Annotated in this window: 15 protein-coding genes and 3 tRNA genes; 6 read left to right on the forward strand and 12 right to left on the reverse strand. The window is 60.5% G+C overall.

Annotation, left to right across the window (positions count from 1 at the left end; translation table 11 throughout):
- Positions 1-397: 397 nt before the first annotated feature.
- The 6 genes from atpC to CPA56_RS08785 all read right to left on the reverse strand — a co-directional run bounded on the left by atpC (position 398) and on the right by CPA56_RS08785 (position 5730).
- On the reverse strand, positions 398-829 hold the full coding sequence (gene atpC / locus CPA56_RS08760; RefSeq protein ID WP_182041643.1) for an ATP synthase F1 subunit epsilon: 432 nt from the start codon (positions 827-829) through the stop codon (positions 398-400).
- A gap of 3 nt (positions 830-832) precedes the next feature.
- Positions 833-2296 (reverse strand): F0F1 ATP synthase subunit beta, encoded by a 1464-nt coding sequence (atpD, locus tag CPA56_RS08765; RefSeq protein ID WP_182041644.1) that lies wholly within the window; start codon positions 2294-2296, stop codon positions 833-835.
- Positions 2297-2318: 22 nt separating this feature from the next.
- Positions 2319-3215: a F0F1 ATP synthase subunit gamma gene (locus tag CPA56_RS08770; RefSeq protein ID WP_182041645.1), complete on the reverse strand. Its 897-nt coding sequence runs from the start codon at positions 3213-3215 to the stop codon at positions 2319-2321.
- 12 nt (positions 3216-3227) lie between these two features.
- A complete protein-coding gene (gene atpA / locus CPA56_RS08775) occupies positions 3228-4763 on the reverse strand; it encodes a F0F1 ATP synthase subunit alpha (protein WP_182041646.1) in 1536 nt (511 codons plus the stop codon).
- On the reverse strand, positions 4763-5338 hold the full coding sequence (gene atpH, locus CPA56_RS08780) for an ATP synthase F1 subunit delta (RefSeq protein ID WP_182041647.1): 576 nt from the start codon (positions 5336-5338) through the stop codon (positions 4763-4765). Before atpH ends, atpA begins: the two co-directional genes overlap by 1 nt.
- Positions 5339-5655: 317 nt before the next feature.
- Positions 5656-5730: transfer RNA gene (locus CPA56_RS08785), tRNA-Gly, on the reverse strand.
- A gap of 187 nt (positions 5731-5917) precedes the next feature.
- Here CPA56_RS08785 and CPA56_RS08790 point away from each other — a divergent pair.
- The 3 genes from CPA56_RS08790 to nusG all read left to right on the forward strand — a co-directional run bounded on the left by CPA56_RS08790 (position 5918) and on the right by nusG (position 6860).
- Positions 5918-5994 (forward strand) — tRNA-Trp (locus CPA56_RS08790).
- Between the two features lie 68 nt (positions 5995-6062).
- Positions 6063-6317 (forward strand): preprotein translocase subunit SecE, encoded by a 255-nt coding sequence (gene secE, locus CPA56_RS08795; RefSeq protein ID WP_182041648.1) that lies wholly within the window; start codon positions 6063-6065, stop codon positions 6315-6317.
- A gap of 9 nt (positions 6318-6326) precedes the next feature.
- Positions 6327-6860 carry a transcription termination/antitermination protein NusG gene (gene nusG / locus CPA56_RS08800; RefSeq protein WP_182041649.1) on the forward strand — a complete coding sequence of 178 codons (534 nt, stop codon included), beginning with the start codon at positions 6327-6329 and terminating at the stop codon, positions 6858-6860.
- Between the two features lie 177 nt (positions 6861-7037).
- Here the strand turns inward: nusG and CPA56_RS08805 are convergent, their stop codons facing one another.
- From CPA56_RS08805 to CPA56_RS08815, 3 genes are read right to left on the reverse strand one after another with little or no spacing between them, the layout of a single operon-like run.
- Positions 7038-7727 carry a PqiC family protein gene (locus tag CPA56_RS08805; RefSeq protein ID WP_182041650.1) on the reverse strand — a complete coding sequence of 230 codons (690 nt, stop codon included), beginning with the start codon at positions 7725-7727 and terminating at the stop codon, positions 7038-7040.
- Between the two features lie 3 nt (positions 7728-7730).
- Positions 7731-9410: a PqiB family protein gene (locus CPA56_RS08810; protein ID WP_182041651.1), complete on the reverse strand. Its 1680-nt coding sequence runs from the start codon at positions 9408-9410 to the stop codon at positions 7731-7733.
- A complete protein-coding gene (locus CPA56_RS08815) occupies positions 9407-10849 on the reverse strand; it encodes a paraquat-inducible protein A (protein ID WP_182041652.1) in 1443 nt (480 codons plus the stop codon). Before CPA56_RS08815 ends, CPA56_RS08810 begins: the two co-directional genes overlap by 4 nt.
- 116 nt (positions 10850-10965) lie before the next feature.
- Here CPA56_RS08815 and CPA56_RS08820 point away from each other — a divergent pair.
- Positions 10966-11040 (forward strand) — tRNA-Thr (locus tag CPA56_RS08820).
- Positions 11041-11256: 216 nt separating this feature from the next.
- Positions 11257-11931 (forward strand): restriction endonuclease, encoded by a 675-nt coding sequence (locus CPA56_RS08825; RefSeq protein WP_182041653.1) that lies wholly within the window; start codon positions 11257-11259, stop codon positions 11929-11931.
- A gap of 63 nt (positions 11932-11994) precedes the next feature.
- On the opposite strand, the gene ahpF is transcribed toward CPA56_RS08825, so the two are convergent.
- Complete coding sequence (ahpF, locus tag CPA56_RS08830) at positions 11995-13560, reverse strand: alkyl hydroperoxide reductase subunit F (protein WP_182041654.1); 1566 nt, start codon at positions 13558-13560, stop codon at positions 11995-11997.
- Between the two features lie 146 nt (positions 13561-13706).
- Positions 13707-14279 (reverse strand): alkyl hydroperoxide reductase subunit C, encoded by a 573-nt coding sequence (gene ahpC, locus CPA56_RS08835; RefSeq protein WP_182041655.1) that lies wholly within the window; start codon positions 14277-14279, stop codon positions 13707-13709.
- A 233-nt stretch (positions 14280-14512) separates the two neighbouring features.
- On the opposite strand from ahpC, the gene CPA56_RS08840 reads away from it, so the two are divergent.
- Positions 14513-15460, forward strand: a complete 948-nt coding sequence (locus CPA56_RS08840) for a hydrogen peroxide-inducible genes activator (RefSeq protein WP_182041656.1) — start codon at positions 14513-14515, stop codon at positions 15458-15460.
- Between the two features lie 159 nt (positions 15461-15619).
- On the opposite strand, the gene putA is transcribed toward CPA56_RS08840, so the two are convergent.
- A complete protein-coding gene (putA, locus tag CPA56_RS08845; protein ID WP_182041657.1) occupies positions 15620-19255 on the reverse strand; it encodes a bifunctional proline dehydrogenase/L-glutamate gamma-semialdehyde dehydrogenase PutA in 3636 nt (1211 codons plus the stop codon).
- Positions 19256-19474 lie beyond the last annotated feature (219 nt).

Raw genomic sequence — 19474 nt, forward strand, 5'->3', positions numbered from 1 at the left:
TTCAACGCATCAAACTTAAAGTCAGATACATCAGCTTCCGTCTTCCATCAGCCTTCGCCAACGAAAACGCCGCCAACATATCCCTTCCAGTCTCTACTTTATAACCCATATTCTCTTGTCAATGATCGCCCCAACCGCCCCAGAACTTCCGCTCCAGCGCCGCCGGTGAATGGGCTTATACGCACCCACCCACACACGGTCAACACGATTCCCGAAACTTTCTCAAAGTTTCTTCACTCAATCCCAAAAAACCCCAGAAAACAGCCACATAAACCCAAAAACACACCCCCAACGAATCACCCCACCAAAAAAGAATCGACAACAGAAAAAAGACACAAAAAAAACCGCCCTCTTTCCAGAGAGCGGTTTTCCGGAGCTTCAATGCACTACGGAAGTATCAGAGAGACTTCAGATCATTCTGCTGAACTTTCTGGGCAACCTCAATTTCCGCACGGGCAGCCTGAATCTGACGGCTCAGGCTGGCACGCAGCTCAACATCACCGGGACCAACCTTTGTCCACTGATCCTTCAGCTCATCAAGCGTCTGACGTGCATCATCAATGGAAAGGTCTTCCAGTGCCCGCACCGAATCCGCAAGAACCGTGCAGTGATCTGCTGTCATGTCGACAAAACCGCCCGTGACGAAGCAGCGTTCCAGAACCTGATCGTCCTTGTACAGGGTGATCACCCCGCCACGAAGCTGCAACATCATCGGGGAACGGCCAGGCATGGCCGCAATGTCCCCTTCTCCCCCCGGCACCACGACCATATCAACCTCACGGTCAATATGACGCTTCTCCGGGCTGACGATCTCGGTGCGAAGCGGCATGGATCAGCCCTCCTGCTTCATCTTCTCGGCTTTCGCCCTCGCCTCTTCAATGGAGCCAACCATGTAGAAGGCACCTTCCGGCAGGTCATCACATTCACCGTTCACCACGGCCTTGAAGGAGCGCACGGTGTCTTCCAGAGACACCAGCTTGCCTGGGGCGCCGGTGAAGACCTCAGCCACATGGAACGGCTGTGAGAGGAAACGCTGGATACGGCGGGCACGCCCGACCACCAACTTGTCTTCCTCGGACAGCTCATCCATGCCGAGAATGGCGATGATGTCCTGAAGCTCCTTGTAGTTCTGGAGCGTGCTCTGGACGGCACGGGCCACATCATAATGTTCCTGGCCCACGATCTTCGGGTCCAGAGAGCGTGACGTGGAGTCCAGCGGGTCCACGGCCGGATAAATGCCCATCTCGGCGATGGAACGGTTCAGCACCGTCGTGGCATCCAGATGGGCGAAGGTGGCGGCCGGAGCCGGGTCGGTAAGGTCATCGGCAGGCACGTAAACGGCCTGGACGGAGGTGATGGACCCTTTCTTCGTGGAGGTGATGCGCTCCTGAAGGGCACCCATCTCCGTGGCCAGTGTCGGCTGATACCCCACGGCGGACGGGATACGGCCCAGAAGGGCGGAAACCTCGGAACCGGCCTGCGTGAAGCGGAAGATGTTGTCCACGAAGAAGAGGACGTCCTGCCCTTCCACATCGCGGAAATATTCCGCCACGGAAAGACCCGTCAGGGCCACACGGGCACGGGCACCCGGCGGCTCGTTCATCTGGCCATAGACCAGAGCCACCTTGGAACCTTCGGTATGGCCATTCTCGTCAACCTTGATGACGCCGGCACCCTGCATTTCGTAATACAGGTCGTTCCCTTCACGGGTACGCTCACCCACGCCAGCGAACACGGACACACCACCATGCGCCTTGGCGATGTTGTTGATCAGCTCCTGAATGATGACGGTCTTGCCCACGCCGGCACCACCGAAGAGGCCGATCTTACCGCCCTTCAGATATGGGCAGAGCAGGTCGATCACCTTGATGCCCGTCACCAGAATCTCGGTGTTGGCAGCCTGCTCCTCAAAGGAAGGAGCGGGGCGGTGGATCGGGAAACGGGTTTCCGTCTTGATCGGGCCTTTCTCATCGACCGGCTCACCGATGACGTTGATGATGCGGCCCAGGGTGGCCGGACCAACCGGAACGGTGATCTGGCTGCCCGTATCCGTCACCTCGGCACCACGGACGAGACCATCCGTCCCCTCCATGGCGATGCAGCGGACCTGACGCTCGCCAATTTCCTGCGCCACTTCCAGAACGACCGTCTGGTCACCATTCATGACATGGAGGGCGTTCAGGATATGCGGCAGCTTGTCCGTAAACTGGACGTCCACCACCGGACCACGGATCTGGGTGATCCGTCCAACACCAACACCGGCATTCCCAGCAGAGCGGTTGAGTTCCTCAGACATCAGATTTCTCTCCTGCATGATCTCAGACGGCTTCTGCGCCGGAAATGATTTCGATCAGCTCGTTAGTAATATTGGCCTGCCGTGTACGGTTATACCTCAGCGACAGACGATCAATGGCCTTGCTCGCATTGCGGCTGGCATTGTCCATGGCCGTCATGCGGGCACCCTGCTCACCAGCTGCACTCTCCAGAATCGCAGCATAGAACTGCACCACCAGATTGCGGGGCAGGAGCTGTGCCAGAAGCTGACCCTCATCAGGTTCAAACTCATACACGGCACCATCCGTCCTGGCCTGCGCAGCATTGTCGTTCTTTGCCACGGGCAGCGGCACGAGGGCGATGTCCTCGGGCTGCTGGGTCATCGCATTGACAAAGCGGTTGCGCAGCAGGGAACAGGCATCGATCCCGCCACTCTCGAGCAGCTCACCAACCCGCCTGGCCAGGTCCTGGGCAAGGGCATAGGCGTTCTGCTGGGTTCCGGCGTCATTGTGGAGAGAATCCACGACCATGTCCGGATAGTACCGCCGGAAGATCTCAGCACCCTTGCGACCGACAGGCAGAAGACGCACGGTACGGCCCCGCCCCTTCAGTTCCTCGATTTTCTGCCGGGCCTCACGCACGATGTTGGCATTGAAGCCACCGGCCAGCCCACGGTCAGACGTCAGGACAACAAGAAGGTGCACATCATCCTTGCCCGTACCGGCCAGCAGCGGCGGCAGGGTGGACGGATCCATCCCCTGCGACGCCGTGGCCAGCTCACTCATCATACGCTGCATGGTCTCAGCATAAGGACGGGCTGCCTCGGCCTGATTCTGGGCCCGCCTCAGTTTTGAGGCGGCGACCATTTTCATTGCGCTCGTGATCTTGCGGGTCGACTTGACCCCCGCAATCCTTCCGCGCAGTTCTTTCAATGAAGGCATGAGCTATGACCCTCAGGCGGAAAAACGTTTACCGAAGGCCTCGAGCAGAGCCTTCAGCTCGCTTTCGATTTCCGGCGTCAGTTTCTGCTCGGTACGGATCTTGTCTAGCACGGCCTTGCCACCATTGCGGAGTTCTTCCAGCAGGGCAGCCTCATAGGCGGTGACCTGGTTCACGGCGATGGAATCCAGATAGCCACGGGTACCGGCATAAAGGACGGCCACCTGCTCCTCGACGGCCAGCGGAGACGTTTCCGGCTGCTTCAGCAGCTCGACCAGACGGGCACCACGGTCCAGCTGGCGGCGGGTGGCCGGGTCAAGGTCGGAAGCGAACTGGGCGAAGGAGGCCATCTCACGATACTGGGCCAGTTCCAGCTTGATGGTACCGGCAACCTGCTTCATGGCCTTGATCTGGGCCGCAGACCCCACACGGGACACGGAACCGCCGACGTTCACGGCAGGACGGATGCCCTTGTAGAACAGGTCCGTCTCAAGGAATATCTGACCGTCCGTGATGGAGATGACGTTGGTCGGAATGTAGGCAGACGTGTCACCGGCCTGTGTCTCGATCACCGGCAGGGAGGTCATGGACCCGGCACCGAACTCCTCGGACATCTTGGCGGAGCGTTCCAGCAGGCGGGAATGCAGGTAGAACACGTCACCCGGGAAAGCCTCACGCCCCGGCGGACGGCGCAGCAGCAGGGACATCTGACGGTAGGCGACGGCCTGCTTGGACAGGTCATCATAGCACAGCAGGGAGTGCATCCCGTTGTCACGGAAATACTCGCCCATGGCAGAGGCGGCATACGGAGCCAGATACTGCATCGGGGCGGCATCGGAAGCCGTGGCGGCCACCACGATGGAATATTCCATCGCACCGGCTTCCGTCAGCTTGCGGACGAGGTTGGCCACCGTGGAACGCTTCTGCCCGACAGCGACATACACGCAGTACAGGGACTTCTTCGGGTCACCTTCCGCATTGACGCCCTTCTGGGCCACGATGGTGTCGATCAGGATGGCCGTCTTGCCGGTCTGACGGTCACCGATCACCAGCTCACGCTGGCCACGCCCGATCGGCACGAGGGCATCAATGGCCTTGATGCCCGTCTGCATCGGCTCACTGACGGACTGGCGGGGCATGATGCCCGGTGCACGGACGTCGGCACGACGGTACTCGACGTTCTCGAGCGGGCCACGACCGTCGATCGGGTCACCCAGAGCATTGACGACACGCCCCAGAAGCCCCTTGCCCACGGGCACTTCCACAACCTTCCCAGTACGCAGGACGGTATCACCCTCGCCGATCTGGTCACCTTCACCGAAAATGACGACGCCGACGCTGTCGCTCTCAAGGTTGAGGGCCATGCCACGCACGCCGCTCCCCTCGAACTCCACCATCTCACCGGCCTGAACGTTCGTCAGGCCATAGACGCGGGCAATCCCATCCCCAACAGACAGGACGGTGCCTGTCTCCGACACAGCGGCAGGCTGATCGAAAGACGCAATCTGCTGCTTGAGAATTTCTGAAATCTCGGCGGGACGGATCTCCATCACGCGGCTCCCTTCATGGCGTTCTGCAGACGGGCCAGACGCCCGGCGATCGATGTATCAAAAAGAACGGAACCGACACGCACGACCATGCCCCCAAGAAGGGCCTGGTCGACATGTTCGGTCATGGCAATGTTGGCGTATCCGGCCTGCTGGAGGCTGGTACGGAGGCTCTCACGCTGTCCATCTTCCAGAGGACGTGCGGTTGTCACCTCCACACGCACCTCACCACGCTGGTGGGAATCCAGAAGAAGGACGGCACACAGGATCTCGTCCAGACCGGACAGACGACGCTGGCGGGCAATGAAACCGACGAAGCGACGCATCGCATCATTGAAGCCGAGCGCAGACCCCAAGGCCTTCACCAGCCCTTCCGCCTGGCTGGCGTCGAACCGGGGGTCCGCCAGGGCGGCACGCAGGTCCGGGAGCTGAGCGATGGCCTCACGCAGTGCACGCACCTGCTCGAGAGTGGCCGCCCTGTCCTGTCCGCTTTCCGAGAGATATTCCTCAAAGGCCCGGGCGTAACGCTGCGCCACGTCGCCTGGCGTCCTGATCTGCTTTTCCTGTGCAACCGTCACGGGTTCATTCCGTCTTCATGAGGTTCTGCTTTCAAACCGGTTTCCCGGTCTTAACCTAACCGGCATGCCCCGCTCCCCTGCACGACGTACAGGTCCCCGAGGCCGGAACCCGGCCAGTGTTTCGTTCACGTTCACTAACACGGGCACCATATCCAACGCAACCGGAAGGCCGCCCGGCCTGCACCCGTCAGGGCAGGCCCGGTCACGACCACCGGTCCGGTCATGCCACGGTCTCAGAACCATACGTCAGAACGCCAGAACCTCTCCGACAGACGAAGGGAACCATATCAGAGCAGATGTTAATTTTCGGGAAAAGATGGAGCGGGCGAAGGGAATCGAACCCTCATCAGAAGCTTGGAAGGCTACTGCATTAGCCATTATGCTACGCCCGCTCTGTACAGGGCGGACTTATACTGCCTCCTCCACGGCAAGACAAGAGGGGATTCTGGCAGGTTCCGGAATATGAAAGGTTTTTTCATTTTCTTGGAGATAGTGCTTGACTTTGAGGCAGTCTCGTTATCTTTTCCTGCCCATCGTCCGGCCCCGAAGGGCAGGGCGGTTAGGTCGATTCGACCCTGAAGGGGTGTAGCTCAATTGGCTAGAGCGCCGGTCTCCAAAACCGGAGGTTGGGGGTTCGAGACCCTCCACCCCTGCCACGTCATACCTTGCCCACCTGACTGCCCTACCCGGTGACAGGCCTCGGGCCGAGATAGATTTGAGGATAATGGTGTCGGTCACAAAGCCGAAAGGCAATTCACCGAAGATGCCTCCGGCCCAGAAAGGCCCAGGATTCAGCCTTCGCAGATATTTTGCAGATGTTCGCGCCGAGGCCAGACGTGTCACGTGGCCAACACGCCGCAACACCATCATCACCACTGCCGCCGTGCTGGCCATGGTAGTTGCCACCTGCATTTTCTTTTTCATCGTTGATCAGGTAATCGGCCTGGGAATTAGCAAAATTTTGGGCATCGGAGGCTAAAGCAGCATCATGGCAAAACGCTGGTACGTCGTTCATGTCTATTCAGGCTTCGAGAAGAAAATTGCCGATCATATCCGCGAGCAGGCCGAGAAGAAGGGACTGAGCGACCAGTTTGAAGAGATTCTGGTCCCTTCGGAAGAAGTGACCGAGGTCCGCCGTGGCCGCAAGGTAAATACCGAGCGCAAGTTCTTCCCCGGTTACGTGCTGGTGAAAATGGAGCTGACGGACCGTGCCTGGCATCTCGTCAAGGACACGCCGAAGGTCACGGGCTTCCTTGGCACACGCAACAACCAGCCGACCCCCATCAGCAATGCTGAAGCCAAGCGCATCCTCCAGCAGGCCCAGGAGGGTGTCGACCGTCCTCGTTCCAGCCTCTCCTTCGAGATTGGCGAGCAGGTCCGTGTTTCCGATGGTCCTTTCACCTCCTTCAATGGCAGCGTCGAGGACATCGATACCGAGAACCAGCGTCTGAAGGTCAGCGTGTCCATCTTCGGTCGCTCCACACCGGTTGATCTGGACTACAACCAGGTCGAGAAGCTCTAAACCGGACAGACGGAGCCTCCCGCTTCGGAACCACCCCTCCTGAGGAGCGGGTGGTTTTTTTTATGGGCTGGATACCCCCTCACCCCGCCCCAGAGCAGCACCGATACAGAAAGCCCTGTACCACACTGAGGCGGCACAGGGCTTTTTTTCAGGCTGTCATGAAAGCGGTCTCGCCACTTACAGGGCGGTGGCTCCCTTTTCCGTCGGCACCGGTGGCAGGGAAGACAGAAGCTGGATCGCCTGATCGGACAGAACCCCCACTCCCTCAGCCAGCACCCGCACCAGATCAACCGGCTTCGTGCCAACAGCCTGGGGGGACACCCACCGCACCGTCACAGCACGGGCCTGCGAGGCTGGCGCATCAGCCCGATGGGCTGACATCACACCCACGATGATGGCCTGGCCAGACTTGTCCTGTTCAAAACGTGTCAGGCTCAGTTCCAGATAGGCCCCGGCCTTCACCCCCACGGAATCATTCTGGGAAAACACCACATGGCCCGGGAGACGCTCCGTCAGGTTGGCCGCCAGCGTATGGCCAACCATCTCGTTGAGCGGCTCACTCCATGCAGCAGCCGGAACCATGTGATCCTGCGAATCACTCATCACCCGCAGCAGACCGTCCCTGTCCAGACGGGCCGTGGTGGAAGGCGTCAGCACCTCGATCGCCGGAGGCAGCGTCATGGCCTGCATTGGAGACGCCACGTTCCCCGGCTGCGGGGCCAGCACATAATAGGTGATGGGCGTACTGCTACACCCGGCCAGCATCCCTCCACCCAGAGCCGCCAGCCCCAGAAGGGAAAGCCGCCCCAGACGTTTCGGAGAGAGACGCTCCCGCAGCACGGAGGAAGAACGGAAAAAACGCATCATGAATCAGGGCCCCCGGCCAGTGATGAAGGATGAAGGATGGTGGTCCAGATAATCAGCCAGCATGTGGAAGGAACGGGACATCCGTGTGAGCTGGACGATCAGCTCCTGAAGATTCCGGCGGAAGTCCGGATTGCCACCATAGGAGGCCAGCATGCCGTTCGCCTGTGAGAGGGTCTCATTCAGGCTCTTCATCAGGGTCGGCAGGTGCTCGTCAGCATGATCCAGAAGATGATTCAGGGCCAGCAGGGACCCACGCATGGCCGCCATGGACTGGGTAAGTTCCGGGCTTCTGATGCGCTCGTCACCATGAGCCAGTATCTCGTTCAGATGATCCCCGATCTGGGTCAGCGGCATCTCGGATATCTTGTCCGCAATGACCGAAGCGGACTGGAGGATGCCATCCATGCCACCCGGCTGGCTCGGAATCACGCCGACACCATTCTCAAACTGCATGGAAGGTGTCTGCTGTCCCTTCTCATGCACGAAGGACAGGGCAATCATGGCCTCTCCCGTCAGGAAGCTGACATTCTGCACGGAGGCCCGCATTCCTTCCTCCACGAGGCGGCCCAGAAGATCGGACTGGCGGACGGCTGCCAGCTCATCCTCATCAATGACACGTTCAGGCTCCAGCTGCATCTCGACACGGACACGGGGATTGCGCCGCTTCTCGTTGCCCAGTTCCAGATGCACGCTCGTCACCTCTCCGACCTGAAGGCCGAACATGGTTACCTTGCTGCCTTCCGTCAGACCGGCCACCGCCGTGTCCACATAGGTCACGACCGGCATCTTGTGTATGTATCGGGAGTTGTCGGCCGCCTCCTGCGTCTCATAGAGGTGGAACACGGAATTGGGGGCAGCGGCAGGCGTATCCTCACTCTGCACCTTGTCAGGACGCCCGAAGGCCACACCACCCGAGAGCAGGGCCTGGAAGGACTGGAGACGGATGTTCATGCCACCGGCCCCGAATCCGATCTGCATGCCGGACACGTTCCAGAACCGGCTGTCCGACCTCAGATAGTGGTCATATGGTGCCTTGACGAACACCTTGAGCAGCAGGGGGCCTTCCCCTCCCGGCGGCATGGTGTAGCCCAGAATCTCACCCACCTGCACGTCCCGGTAGAAGATGGGGGAACCGGCTCCCAGAGACTCCAGCCGTGGAGAGACCAGCCAGTATGTGCTGCCCGGCTTGTCCGACCGGATGCCCGGAGGATTCTCAAGTCCCCTGAAATGATCCCGGTAATGGCCACCTTCCGGCTTGCCCGGGTCCATGGCGATGTAGGCACCGGAGAACAGGGTATCCAGCCCGGTGATGCTGGCTCCGTTGATCCTCGGGCTGACGACCCAGAAACGGGTATGCTCGTTCAGCGTACGGGAATCGATCCCGCTCATCTGGATGGTCACGTCCGCATGGCTCATGTCCGGACTCAGGGACACGCTCTGCACCGTCCCGAGATTCACGGCCTTGTTCTTGACCTGCGTCTGCCCCGGCACGATGCCGTCCGCCGCATCGAAAGAAACGACGATGCGTGGCCCCATGGTGGCAAAATGCCTCCAGGCCAGCCAGCCAGCTATCACCAGGGCAAGGACAGGGATAATCCAGAGCACGGAAAAACGTGACAGCCGGGTATTGGCCTCCACACCACGCTTGTCTCCTGGATGTCGCTTCAGCTGCTCATCTCTCACGCTTTTTCAGGCTCCATATCCTGTAATTCTGTCACACCGCCTCCCTCATCCTGAGCGGAAGGAACCAGCACTTCCTGATTATAACCGGCAGCATCCCACATGCGCCGGGGATCATACAGATCTGCGGCGAAAATAGTTAACACAACCACCATGGCAAAAAACACCACGCCAAGTTCTGCCGTCACACTCGCCATGAACCCAAAGCGGACCACGGCCGCCAGAATGGAAATCATGAAGACGTCGATCATGGACCAGCGGCCAATGAACACCACGACCTTGTAAAGACCCGTGAGACGCTTCAGCGATGCCTCCGAGGCCCGGCCACGGTGCTCGCACCCGATCATCAGGGCCAGCAGGAACACCTTGAGCACCGGGACGGTAATACTGGCAAAAAGCACAAGCAAGGCCAGAAAATAGAGGCCAGCCTCCCAGAGCTGGATCACGCCGGAAATGATGGTGCTCGGATGGCCATGTCCCATCTTTATGAAAGCCATGACCGGAAGAAGATTGGCAGGAATGTAAAAGATGAAGGCCGCCACCAGAAAGCACAGGGCCGCCTGAAAGCTGTTCCGCTTGCGGCGGCGCAGTATCTGGCCGCAGCGGGGGCAGTCCCCCATGTCCTCGTCATTGTCCACCGGGCCACGGGCCACGAAGGTCAGACCACAGGCATGGCAGGAGAGCATGTGCTTTTCCGGTGGCATCCGCCGCCCTTCCGCCCGGTACAGCCCCAGCCCCTTCCGCTTCGTGACGGAACGGTGCTTCCAGATCATGTCAGCATCAAAGGCCGAATCCATGGCGGCCATCATCACCATCAGCCCACCCAGCAGGTAGACGCCAGGCTGCAACGTGACCAGTGCCAGATCCACCAGCTTGGTATAGGCCACGATCACGCCAATGACATACACCTCGATCATGGACCAAGGCCGCAGCTTCTCATACCACGTCAGCAGCGGGCGGACCCACATGGGCATGACCTCACGGGAGGCCCCGTACAGAATCAGGGCCATGCAGACGAGCACGACACCCGGCATGACGATGCTGGCCAGGGCCACCAGTATGGAGATCGTCCCGAAACCCTGCCTGGCCAGCTCGACGGGGCCACTCATGAGAGACACCATGTTCTCCCTGCCGAAAATGTTCAGCGTCATGAGCGGGCTCACCAGCAGCACAATGTACAGGGCCAACGAGGAGAGACAGAAAACCAGCGGACCAGCAATGGCCGATGTCCTGCGCCTGCGGGCCAGTGTCTCTCCACATCGGGCACAGGAGAGGACATGGCCCGGCTTCAGATGAGGAACATGCTGGAACTGGCCGCAGACACCACATTCATGCACTCCCTCCACAATCTTGAGGGGGGGCTGGTCCACCTCATGCCGGAGAAAGGAACAGGCCCCTCCCTGGCTCCAGAGGCCTTTGTGAAAATGGTCTTTCCTGAACATGTGTTCCTCTTGCGCTGCCAGACATGTGTCCGCAACCCCTCCGGGCCTCAATCATGTAAATATTTTACGCACACCATTGCCTGGCCGTCCAATTTTCTGTATAGGCTCGTTCGGACGCCGACATAGCTCAGGGGTAGAGCAACTGATTCGTAATCAGTAGGTCCTCGGTTCAATTCCGAGTGTCGGCACCATTCTCCCCTCACAGGACCAGGGTAGGCATGGCGGCAAGACCGAGCGGTGATTCTATGTCCCCTTCGGGTCCGTCATTTCCAGTCATCCACCACAGAGCCTTGACCCCCTCTTTCCTTCCCGGACATGGCATTGCTGTCCTTCCTGCGGACAGTCTTCTCCTTGCTTTCTTCGTTCTTGTCTTCTTCCAGCGGCGAAAACGTGTGCGACGCAGACGCATGGCATGGAAAATGCTCTGCGATCTGATTGCACAGCATCAGTATACCCTTGCCCAACGCAAACAGATCTGTCTGACCAAGGATCACTATGGCCTTGTCAACACGAAACGCTGGGAACAGGAACTGGATTACTTCTGCCAGAGCATTCTTCTGGCCACCCTGAAGCAGGAAAACCTTGCCGCCTTCTGGCAGCCGTTCCACAGGCGCATCCTGCGGCATATCGCCCATGTCACGGAAACCATCCTCCAGCAGGAGCAGGACAGGATCAACCAGATCCCTGCCGACACGGCTCCACAGAAATTCAGGGCCAACATGGACCCGCTGGATTATGAACGCCTCTGTGCCCACCTGCTCTGCAAGGCAGGCTGGAGAGCACAGGCCACGCCACCGGGGGCCGATCAGGGTCTCGACATCATGGCAGAGCAGGACAGTGTCCGGCTTGTCGTCCAGTGCAAGCTGTACAACCGCCCGGTGGGGAACAAGGCCGTGCAGGAAATCTTCACTGCCCGACAGCACCGTCAGGCCCATTATGCCGCCGTTGTCTCCAATGCCGGTTACACGCGCTCGGCACGGGAGCTGGCACATGCCACGGGCGTGCACCTGTTCCATCACAGCCAGCTTTCCACCCTGACCATTCTGGACCTTCAGCCTCAGCAGGATACCCTCTGGTCATAAAGAAAGACCGGCCCCGGGGCCGGTCTTTCTTCTGGAACGTAAGGCCGGTCAGCCCACCTGGAATCAGGAGGCGGCCGGGACACGGATGATGTGGTCGAAGGCGGACAGGGCAGCCTTGGCACCCTCACCCATAGCCACGATGATCTGCTTGTACGGCACCGTCGTGGCGTCACCGGCAGCAAACACGCCGGGGATGGAGGTACGGCAACGCTCGTCAATGCCGATCTCACCGATGCGGGACATCTCGATGCCACCCTTCAGCCAGTCCGTGTTCGGCAGCAGACCGATCTGGACGAAGATGCCGTCCACGTCGATGCTGTGCTCGCTGCCATCCTTGACATCCTGCCAGCTCAGGCCAGTCATCTTGCGGCCGTCACCACGGATCTCGGTCGTGCGGGCATTCACCACGATGTCAACGTTTGGCAGGCTGCGGACCTTGTTCTGAAGGACCTCATCAGCCGTCAGCACGGGATCATACTGAAGCAGCGTCACGTGGGACACGATACCGGCGAGGTCGATGGCGGCTTCCACGCCACTGTTGCCACCACCGGCAACGGCAACCGGACGGCCCTTGAAGAACGGACCATCACAGTGCGGGCAGTAGGCAACGCCCCGTGTGCGGTATTCTTCCTCACCCGGCACGTTCAGCTGACGCCAGCGGGCACCCGTGGCCACGATGATGGTACGGGCCTTCAGATGGGCACCGCTCTCCAGCACGATCTCATGCAGGCCACCTTCCTTCTCGGCCGGGATCAGCTTGGCGGCACGCTGTGCCGTGATGACACGGACATCATAGCTGCGGACATGCTGTTCCAGATTCTTGGCCAGGGCCGGCCCCTCGGTCTCCGGCACGGAGATGAAGTTCTCGATGCCAGCCGTGTCCATGACCTGACCACCGAAACGTTCGGCCAGCAGACCCGTGCGGACACCCTTGCGGGCCGTGTAGATGGCGGCGGCACAGCCAGCCGGACCTGAGCCGATCACCAGCGTGTCGAACGGAGCCTCGTCATTCAGCTTCTCGGAGGCCTTGGCGGCACCCTCGGTGTCAATCTTGGCCAGAATCTCCGGCAGCTCCATGCGGCCGGTGGAGAAACGCTCACCGTTCAGGAACACCTGAGGAACGGAACGCACGTCCCGCTCGTTCACCTCGTCCTGAAACAGGGCACCGTCAATGGCCGTGTGGCGGATGTTGGGGTTGAGCACGCTCAGCGTGTTCAGGGCCTGCACGACATCCGGGCAGTTGTGGCAGGAGAGGGAGAAATAGGTCTCGAAGTGGAAATCACCCTTCAGGGCCTTGACCTGTGCAACCTGCTCGGCCTCGACCTTCGGCGGATGACCACCGACCTGAAGCAGGGCCAGTACCAGAGAGGTGAACTCGTGACCCATCGGGATGCCGGCAAAGCAGACCTGAACATCTGAATCTGCGGCACGGATCAGGAAGGATGGACGACGGGCATCGCTGCCACCTTCCTGATAGGAAACCTTGTCAGAGAGTTCGGAAATTTCGTTAAGAAATTCCTTCATCTCACGGGACTTGTCGCCATCATCGAGGCTGGCAACAAGAATGATGTTGTGGCGCAGATGCTGGAGGTACCCTCTCAGCTGGCCTTTGAGTTCGTCGTTCAGCATGAATTCTCTCTCCAGAGTCTCTGATGCTCAGGGCCTGGCAGACCGGGGAATCGGCCCCATGAAAAAGGAGGCGCACCGCAATACAGCACGCCTCCCCTCAGCGGTGGGGAGAGGCCCCCCACCAGACTTCCCGTTTCAGGGCGTGATCAGATCTTGCCGACCAGGTCCAGGGACGGGTTCAGGGTTGCCGTGTCGCCACCCTCTTTCCACTTGGCCGGGCAGACTTCACCCGGGTGAGCGGCGATGTACTGGGCGGCACGGATCTTGTCGAGCAGCTCGGCGGCACTGCGGCCCACACCCTCGGAGGTGATCTCGATGTACTGGATCTTGCCTTCCGGGTCGATCAGGAACGTGGCGCGGTCAGCCGTGTGGCTGCCATCGGCACGCAGGGCATCGAAGTTGCGGGCGATGTCACCGGACGGATCACCGATCATGGTGTACTGCACCTTGCCGATGGCCGGGGACGTGTCGTGCCATGCCTTGTGGGTGAAGTGCTTGTCCGTGGAGACACCGAAGATCTCGACGCCCATCTTCTGGAAGGTCTCATAGTTCTCGGCGAGGTCTTCCAGCTCTGTCGGGCAGACAAAGGTGAAATCAGCCGGGTAGAAGAACACGACAGACCACTTGCCGCGCAGGTCTGCATCGGAGACCTGAAGGAACTTGCCATCACGGAAAGCCTGTGCGGTAAAAGGCTTAATTTCGGAACCAATAGCAGGCATGGAAACCTCCTCATTCACTATCAGAATTCTAGACCTCCGCAGGGCCTGCGGATGCCCCTCCTAGGGAGCAGCCCGACCTCTGGAATGTCAAGCATGTTTACCTTCTAGCCCCGGCGGACTGAAGCGTCTAATTGAGAGTTGTTATCAGTATAATTAAGAATCATTATCACTCTTTATGCGATTTAGGTCTTTTCCCCTTGGCCCTGCCCTCAACTCAGCCTATTGGTAGAATCATGTCCTATGTTCCTCTCTCCGGTCTGTCCCTCCGGGACATCGAGTACGTCGTTGCAGTTGATGATCTGCGCAACTTTTCCCGTGCTGCCGAGCGTTGTGGAGTCAGTCAGGCGGGGCTTTCCGAGCAGGTGAGGAAGCTGGAGCAGCTTCTCAACGTCACCCTGTTCGAACGCTCCCGTCGGCATGTCGCTCCCACGCCGGAAGGTGAACGCCTCATCGCACTGGGACGGGATGTGCTGGCCTCGGCCCGCAACCTGCTGGAAGTCGCCCGTGCCCATACCGGCCCGCTGGATGGCCTGCTGCATATTGGTGTCATTCCCACCCTCGGGCCGTATTACATCCCCGGCCTTCTGCCACGCCTGAGACAGAAATATCCCCAGCTCGGGCTGCGCCTGAACGAGAACACGACGCCCAACCTTGTCCAGCATCTCCGGCAGGGTGATCTGGACGTCGCCTTCATGGCTCCCACGACGGCCACCGAATCGCTGGAACATGCCCCGCTCTTTCTGGAGCCGTTCCTGGCCGTCTTCCCGAAGGACCATGAGCTGGCAAACAAGAAGCACCTAACCATCTCGGACCTGGCCCGGCCCGACCTTCTGCTGCTGGAAGACGGACACTGCCTGCGGGATCAGGCCCTATCCCTCTGCCCCAGCAATTTCCGGTCCCAGGACCAGCGTCTGGCGACCAGTCTGGAAATGCTCTGGCATATGATCGGTGCCGGTGAGGGCTTCTCCCTCATCCCCCGCCTTGCCCTGAACAACCGTCATGAGTTCGACAGCCTCGTGACCATCCGGGAGCTGAGCGAGACGGAGGCCCGACGGACCATCAGCCTTGTCTGGCGTCCTTCCGATCCACGGGCCACCTCTTTCCGGGAACTGGCCAACTTCCTTCGGGTTGCCACGCCTGACGGCTGCCTCCCGCTGCCGAAGACAAAAATACCGAACTGACGGACAATCCGGGACAGAGGCTGGCGGACGCCAGCCCATGAAAAACGGGTGGAGGAGCGAGGCTCTTCCACCCGTTTTCTGTTCGTGCATCTCACGACCGAGAGAACCTTGCGGACAGGGGCCGGACCGACCAGCCCGGCCCCGCCGCTGAACCAGCCCTCAGCTCAGGGTCATCAGCTCGGCGTTGCCACCGGCCGCTGCCGTGTTGATGCTGACCAGCTTCTCCTGAAGCATGGCCTCCGGCTGAAGCGTGTCCTCATCCGCCAGATAGACCAGCGGCACGGGAGCATCCGGGTTCTTCAGGTGATCGCTGACGATCTGCCACAGCCCTTCATTGATGGTTTCCGTCAGGATGACGGAACAGCCACCCACATCCTCCAGAGAGTTCGCCGGATGGATCACCTTCCGCAGGACATCAGGCAGCGTATCCAGCGACCGGATCACGGCAGGGGCGGCCAGAGCCACGACCCTGTTCCCACAGCTCACGGCATAGCTGATCATGCGCTTCAGGCCACGGGCCGTCTCGGCCACGATCAGGACACTGCCACGAGGTTCCAGCGTGTAGGTGTTGCTCTCGCCCACAGGGGACGGAAGCTCCAGACGGCAGTCCAGCAGGCCATGATCCATCCACGGCGTCACCTCACGGGACAGCTCACGGTCATCCGAACCGAGCCAGAGCAGCCACGTCCGGGCAATGGCCGGCAGCGCATCCGCCTTGACCAGCGGCGTGCGGGGCGCATGGGCCAGCTGACGGCGCAGGGCCAGCGGACCACCGGCCTTCGGACCGGTACCGGACAGGCCATGCCCACCGAACGGCTGGACGCCGACAATGGCACCAACGATGTTGCGGTTGACGTAGATGTTCCCGGCCTCGACACGATGGACCAGATAGTCGATCCGTGACGGAAGACGGCTGTGCACGCCAAAGGTCAGGCCGTAACCGCCCGCATTGCTGCGGGTGATGAGGGCTTCCAGCTCCTCACGGCGGTAGCGCAGCACATGGAGCACCGGCCCGAATATCTCCCCACCCACATCGGCAATGGAATTGACCTCGATCAGGGTCGGCGGAACATAGGTGCCACCCTCGGTTTCCTCTTCCACGGTCGGGGCCTGGAAGACCGGATGGTTCCGGGCACGCAGGGCCTCGATATGGTCCACGATGCCCTTGCGGGCCACCTCGCTGATGACCGGCCCGACATCCGTCGCCAGCTTGGCCGGAACGCCGATCCGCAGCTCCTCCATCGCTCCCTTCAGCAGGGTGATGATGCGGTCGGCAGCGTCTTCCTGCACACAGAGGACACGGAGAGCGGAGCAACGCTGCCCGGCACTGTCAAATGCGGAGGAGACGATGTCCTTGACGACCTGCTCCGGCAGGGCGGAGGAATCGACCACCATCGCATTCAGGCCACCGGTTTCCGCCACGAGCGGCACGGGCTGGCCGTTCCGCCCCAGGCGGCCCGTCAGCTGACGGGCAATGATCTGGGCCACGACCGTGGACCCCGTGAACATCACCCCGGCAACACGCTCGTCAGCCACCATGGCCGCCCCGACATCACCTTCACCAGGAAGGAACTGGAGCACCTCTTCCGGCACGCCCGCCTCATGCAGCAGCTTGACGGCCTGCATGGCGATCAGCGGGGTTTCCTCGGCCGGTTTTGCCAGCACGGTGTTCCCGGCTGCCAGAGCGGCGGAAACCTGCCCGAGGAAAATGGCCAGCGGGAAGTTCCACGGGCTGATGCAGACGACAGTACCCAGCGGCAGATGGGTCTTGTTGCTGAACTCCCGACGGACCATGCCACCATAGTACCGCAGGAAGTCGATGGCCTCACGCACTTCCGCCACGGCATTGGGGTAGGATTTGCCAGCCTCACGCACGGCAAGCCCCATATAGGCGATGTAGCGTTCCTCAAGCAGATCGGCGGCCCGCTCAAGAATCTCGCCACGCTCGTCGGAGGACCGAGCAGCCCAGCCGTCAAAAGCCTCTTCCGCCACGTCCACGGCCCGGGTGACGTCTTCCGGCACGGCAAAGGTCACCTCCCCGACCTGATCACTGCGCTCCGCAGGATTGGTCACCGGGTGGACAGGACGCTTCGCCTTCCCAAGACCGGGGACCAGCGGGGCGGCCTCGTATGTTTCCGGCAGGGTGTCCAGCTCTTTCCCGAGATGGGCCAGCACGGAATCATCGTGAAGGTCCATGCCCTTCGAGTTCCGCCGCTCCGGCTCGAACATGTCCAGCGGCTTCTTGATCTCACGATGCGGCGCACCGACCGGGCTGTAGGAGCGCGTGACCTGCACCGGGTCTTCCACCAGCTTTTCCAGTGAAACCTTCGAGTCACCCAGCAGGTTGATGAAGGACGAGTTGGCCCCGTTCTCCAGCAGGCGGCGGACCAGATAGGCCAGCAGGGTGTCATAGGTTCCGACAGGCGCATAGATGCGGCACGGACGGTCCAGATGCTTCGGCCCTACGACACGCTCAAAGAGGGCCTCACCCATGCCATGCAGGCACTGGAACTCGTAATACCCCTCCCGGAAGTCCTGACCGGCCATGGCATAGATGGACGCCACGGTGCGGGCATTGTGCGTGGCAAACTGCGGGAAGACCGCATCGGTCGCAGCCAGCAGCTTGCGGGCACAGGCAATGTAGCTGACATCGGTATGACACTTCCGGGTGAAGACCGGGAAGTCCGACACGCCATCAATCTGGGCCTTTTTCAGCTCACTGTCCCAGTAGGCTCCCTTGACCAGACGGACCATGAGGCGGTGCTGGGTCTCACGGCCAAGGGCGATGATGTAGTCCAGCACGCTGGCTGCACGACGGCCATAGGCCTGCACGACGAACCCGATGCCATCCCAGTCGGCCAGCTCAGGGTCACGGCAGAGGGCCTCGAGAATGTCCAGGGAGATGTCCAGACGCTCGCTTTCCTCGGCATCGATGTTCAGGCCGATGTTGTAATGCTTGGCACGCACGGCCAGAGCCTTGACGGTCGGCAGCAGCTCACCCATCACACGCTCACGCTTGGCACGCTCGTAACGGGGATGCAGGGCAGACAGCTTGATGGACAGGCCGGGACGGTTATAGACCGTGTCACCCCGGGCACTGCTCCCGATGGCTTCCAGGGCGGCATGGTAGGAGGCCTGGTAACGCTCGGCGTCCGCACGGTCCAAGGCCGCCTCACCCAGCATGTCATAGGAGTAGGTGAAGCCCTGCTCCTCGCGCTTACGAGAATCCTTCAGGGCACCCTCGATGGTCTGCCCCAGCACGAACTGCTGGCCCATCATCTGCATGGCGAACTGGACGGCCTGACGGACGACCGGCTCACCCCGACGGCGCAGCATGTCGTGGATCACGCCCATGCGCTTCTTGGGAGCCACCAGACGGCTCGTGATGTTCAGCCCCCATGAAGCCGCATTGATGATGAGCCCGCTGTCACGCCCCATGTGGGAAAGCCAGTCACCCACGCTGACCTGATCCCGGATCAGGGCATCACGTGTCTCATGGTCCGGCGTCCGCAGCAGGGCCTCGGCCATGCTCATCAGGGCCACACCCTCGGCAGAGCCAAGGCTGAACTCCTGCACCAGCGTTTCCACCAGACCGGGCCGACGGTGGTCCCTCAGGGCACGGGCAAGCTGCAAGCTGATCCGACTGGCCACCCGCTCTTCATCGAACTTCAGCTCGGCGGCAGGAAGCAGGGCTTCCACGCAGGCCTGTTCCGGGTAACGTATCTTCTCAGCAATGGCCTTCCGCAGGACAGAACGTTCCGGCAATGAACCAAAATGACGTGCAAAATAAGCCATGGCAAACCTTCAAGCTGATAGCGTGACAATCACTTCCTGTTGTTGGTGGAGAAAGAACTTCTCTGCTTCCAGCCAGACCATGAAACATGGGGTTTTGTCCATATCCAAAAATAAGATTCGTACAAAATATATTCGGAATTCGAAACATTCACGAAGGCCGGATGGCCCCATGATGCCGCACGGCCCTTCATTCCGCCCGGAAGGTCCGGCCAGAACTGA

It is taken from the genome of Bombella mellum (assembly GCF_014048465.1).
Classification (GTDB): domain Bacteria; phylum Pseudomonadota; class Alphaproteobacteria; order Acetobacterales; family Acetobacteraceae; genus Bombella; species Bombella mellum.

Excerpts from the sequence above, each read along its gene's own strand:
- atpC (WP_182041643.1), bottom strand. The coding sequence starts at position 829 with ATGCCGCTTCGCACCGAGATCGTCAGCCCGGAGAAGCGTCATATTGAC.
- atpD (WP_182041644.1), bottom strand. The coding sequence starts at position 2,296 with ATGTCTGAGGAACTCAACCGCTCTGCTGGGAATGCCGGTGTTGGTGTT.
- CPA56_RS08770 (WP_182041645.1), bottom strand. The coding sequence starts at position 3,215 with ATGCCTTCATTGAAAGAACTGCGCGGAAGGATTGCGGGGGTCAAGTCG.
- atpA (WP_182041646.1), bottom strand. The coding sequence starts at position 4,763 with ATGGAGATCCGTCCCGCCGAGATTTCAGAAATTCTCAAGCAGCAGATT.
- secE (WP_182041648.1), top strand. The coding sequence starts at position 6,063 with ATGGTGTCGGTCACAAAGCCGAAAGGCAATTCACCGAAGATGCCTCCG.
- nusG (WP_182041649.1), top strand. The coding sequence starts at position 6,327 with ATGGCAAAACGCTGGTACGTCGTTCATGTCTATTCAGGCTTCGAGAAG.
- CPA56_RS08805 (WP_182041650.1), bottom strand. The coding sequence starts at position 7,727 with ATGATGCGTTTTTTCCGTTCTTCCTCCGTGCTGCGGGAGCGTCTCTCT.
- CPA56_RS08815 (WP_182041652.1), bottom strand. The coding sequence starts at position 10,849 with ATGTTCAGGAAAGACCATTTTCACAAAGGCCTCTGGAGCCAGGGAGGG.
- CPA56_RS08825 (WP_182041653.1), top strand. The coding sequence starts at position 11,257 with ATGGCATGGAAAATGCTCTGCGATCTGATTGCACAGCATCAGTATACC.
- ahpF (WP_182041654.1), bottom strand. The coding sequence starts at position 13,560 with ATGCTGAACGACGAACTCAAAGGCCAGCTGAGAGGGTACCTCCAGCAT.
- ahpC (WP_182041655.1), bottom strand. The coding sequence starts at position 14,279 with ATGCCTGCTATTGGTTCCGAAATTAAGCCTTTTACCGCACAGGCTTTC.
- CPA56_RS08840 (WP_182041656.1), top strand. The coding sequence starts at position 14,513 with ATGTCCTATGTTCCTCTCTCCGGTCTGTCCCTCCGGGACATCGAGTAC.
- putA (WP_182041657.1), bottom strand. The coding sequence starts at position 19,255 with ATGGCTTATTTTGCACGTCATTTTGGTTCATTGCCGGAACGTTCTGTC.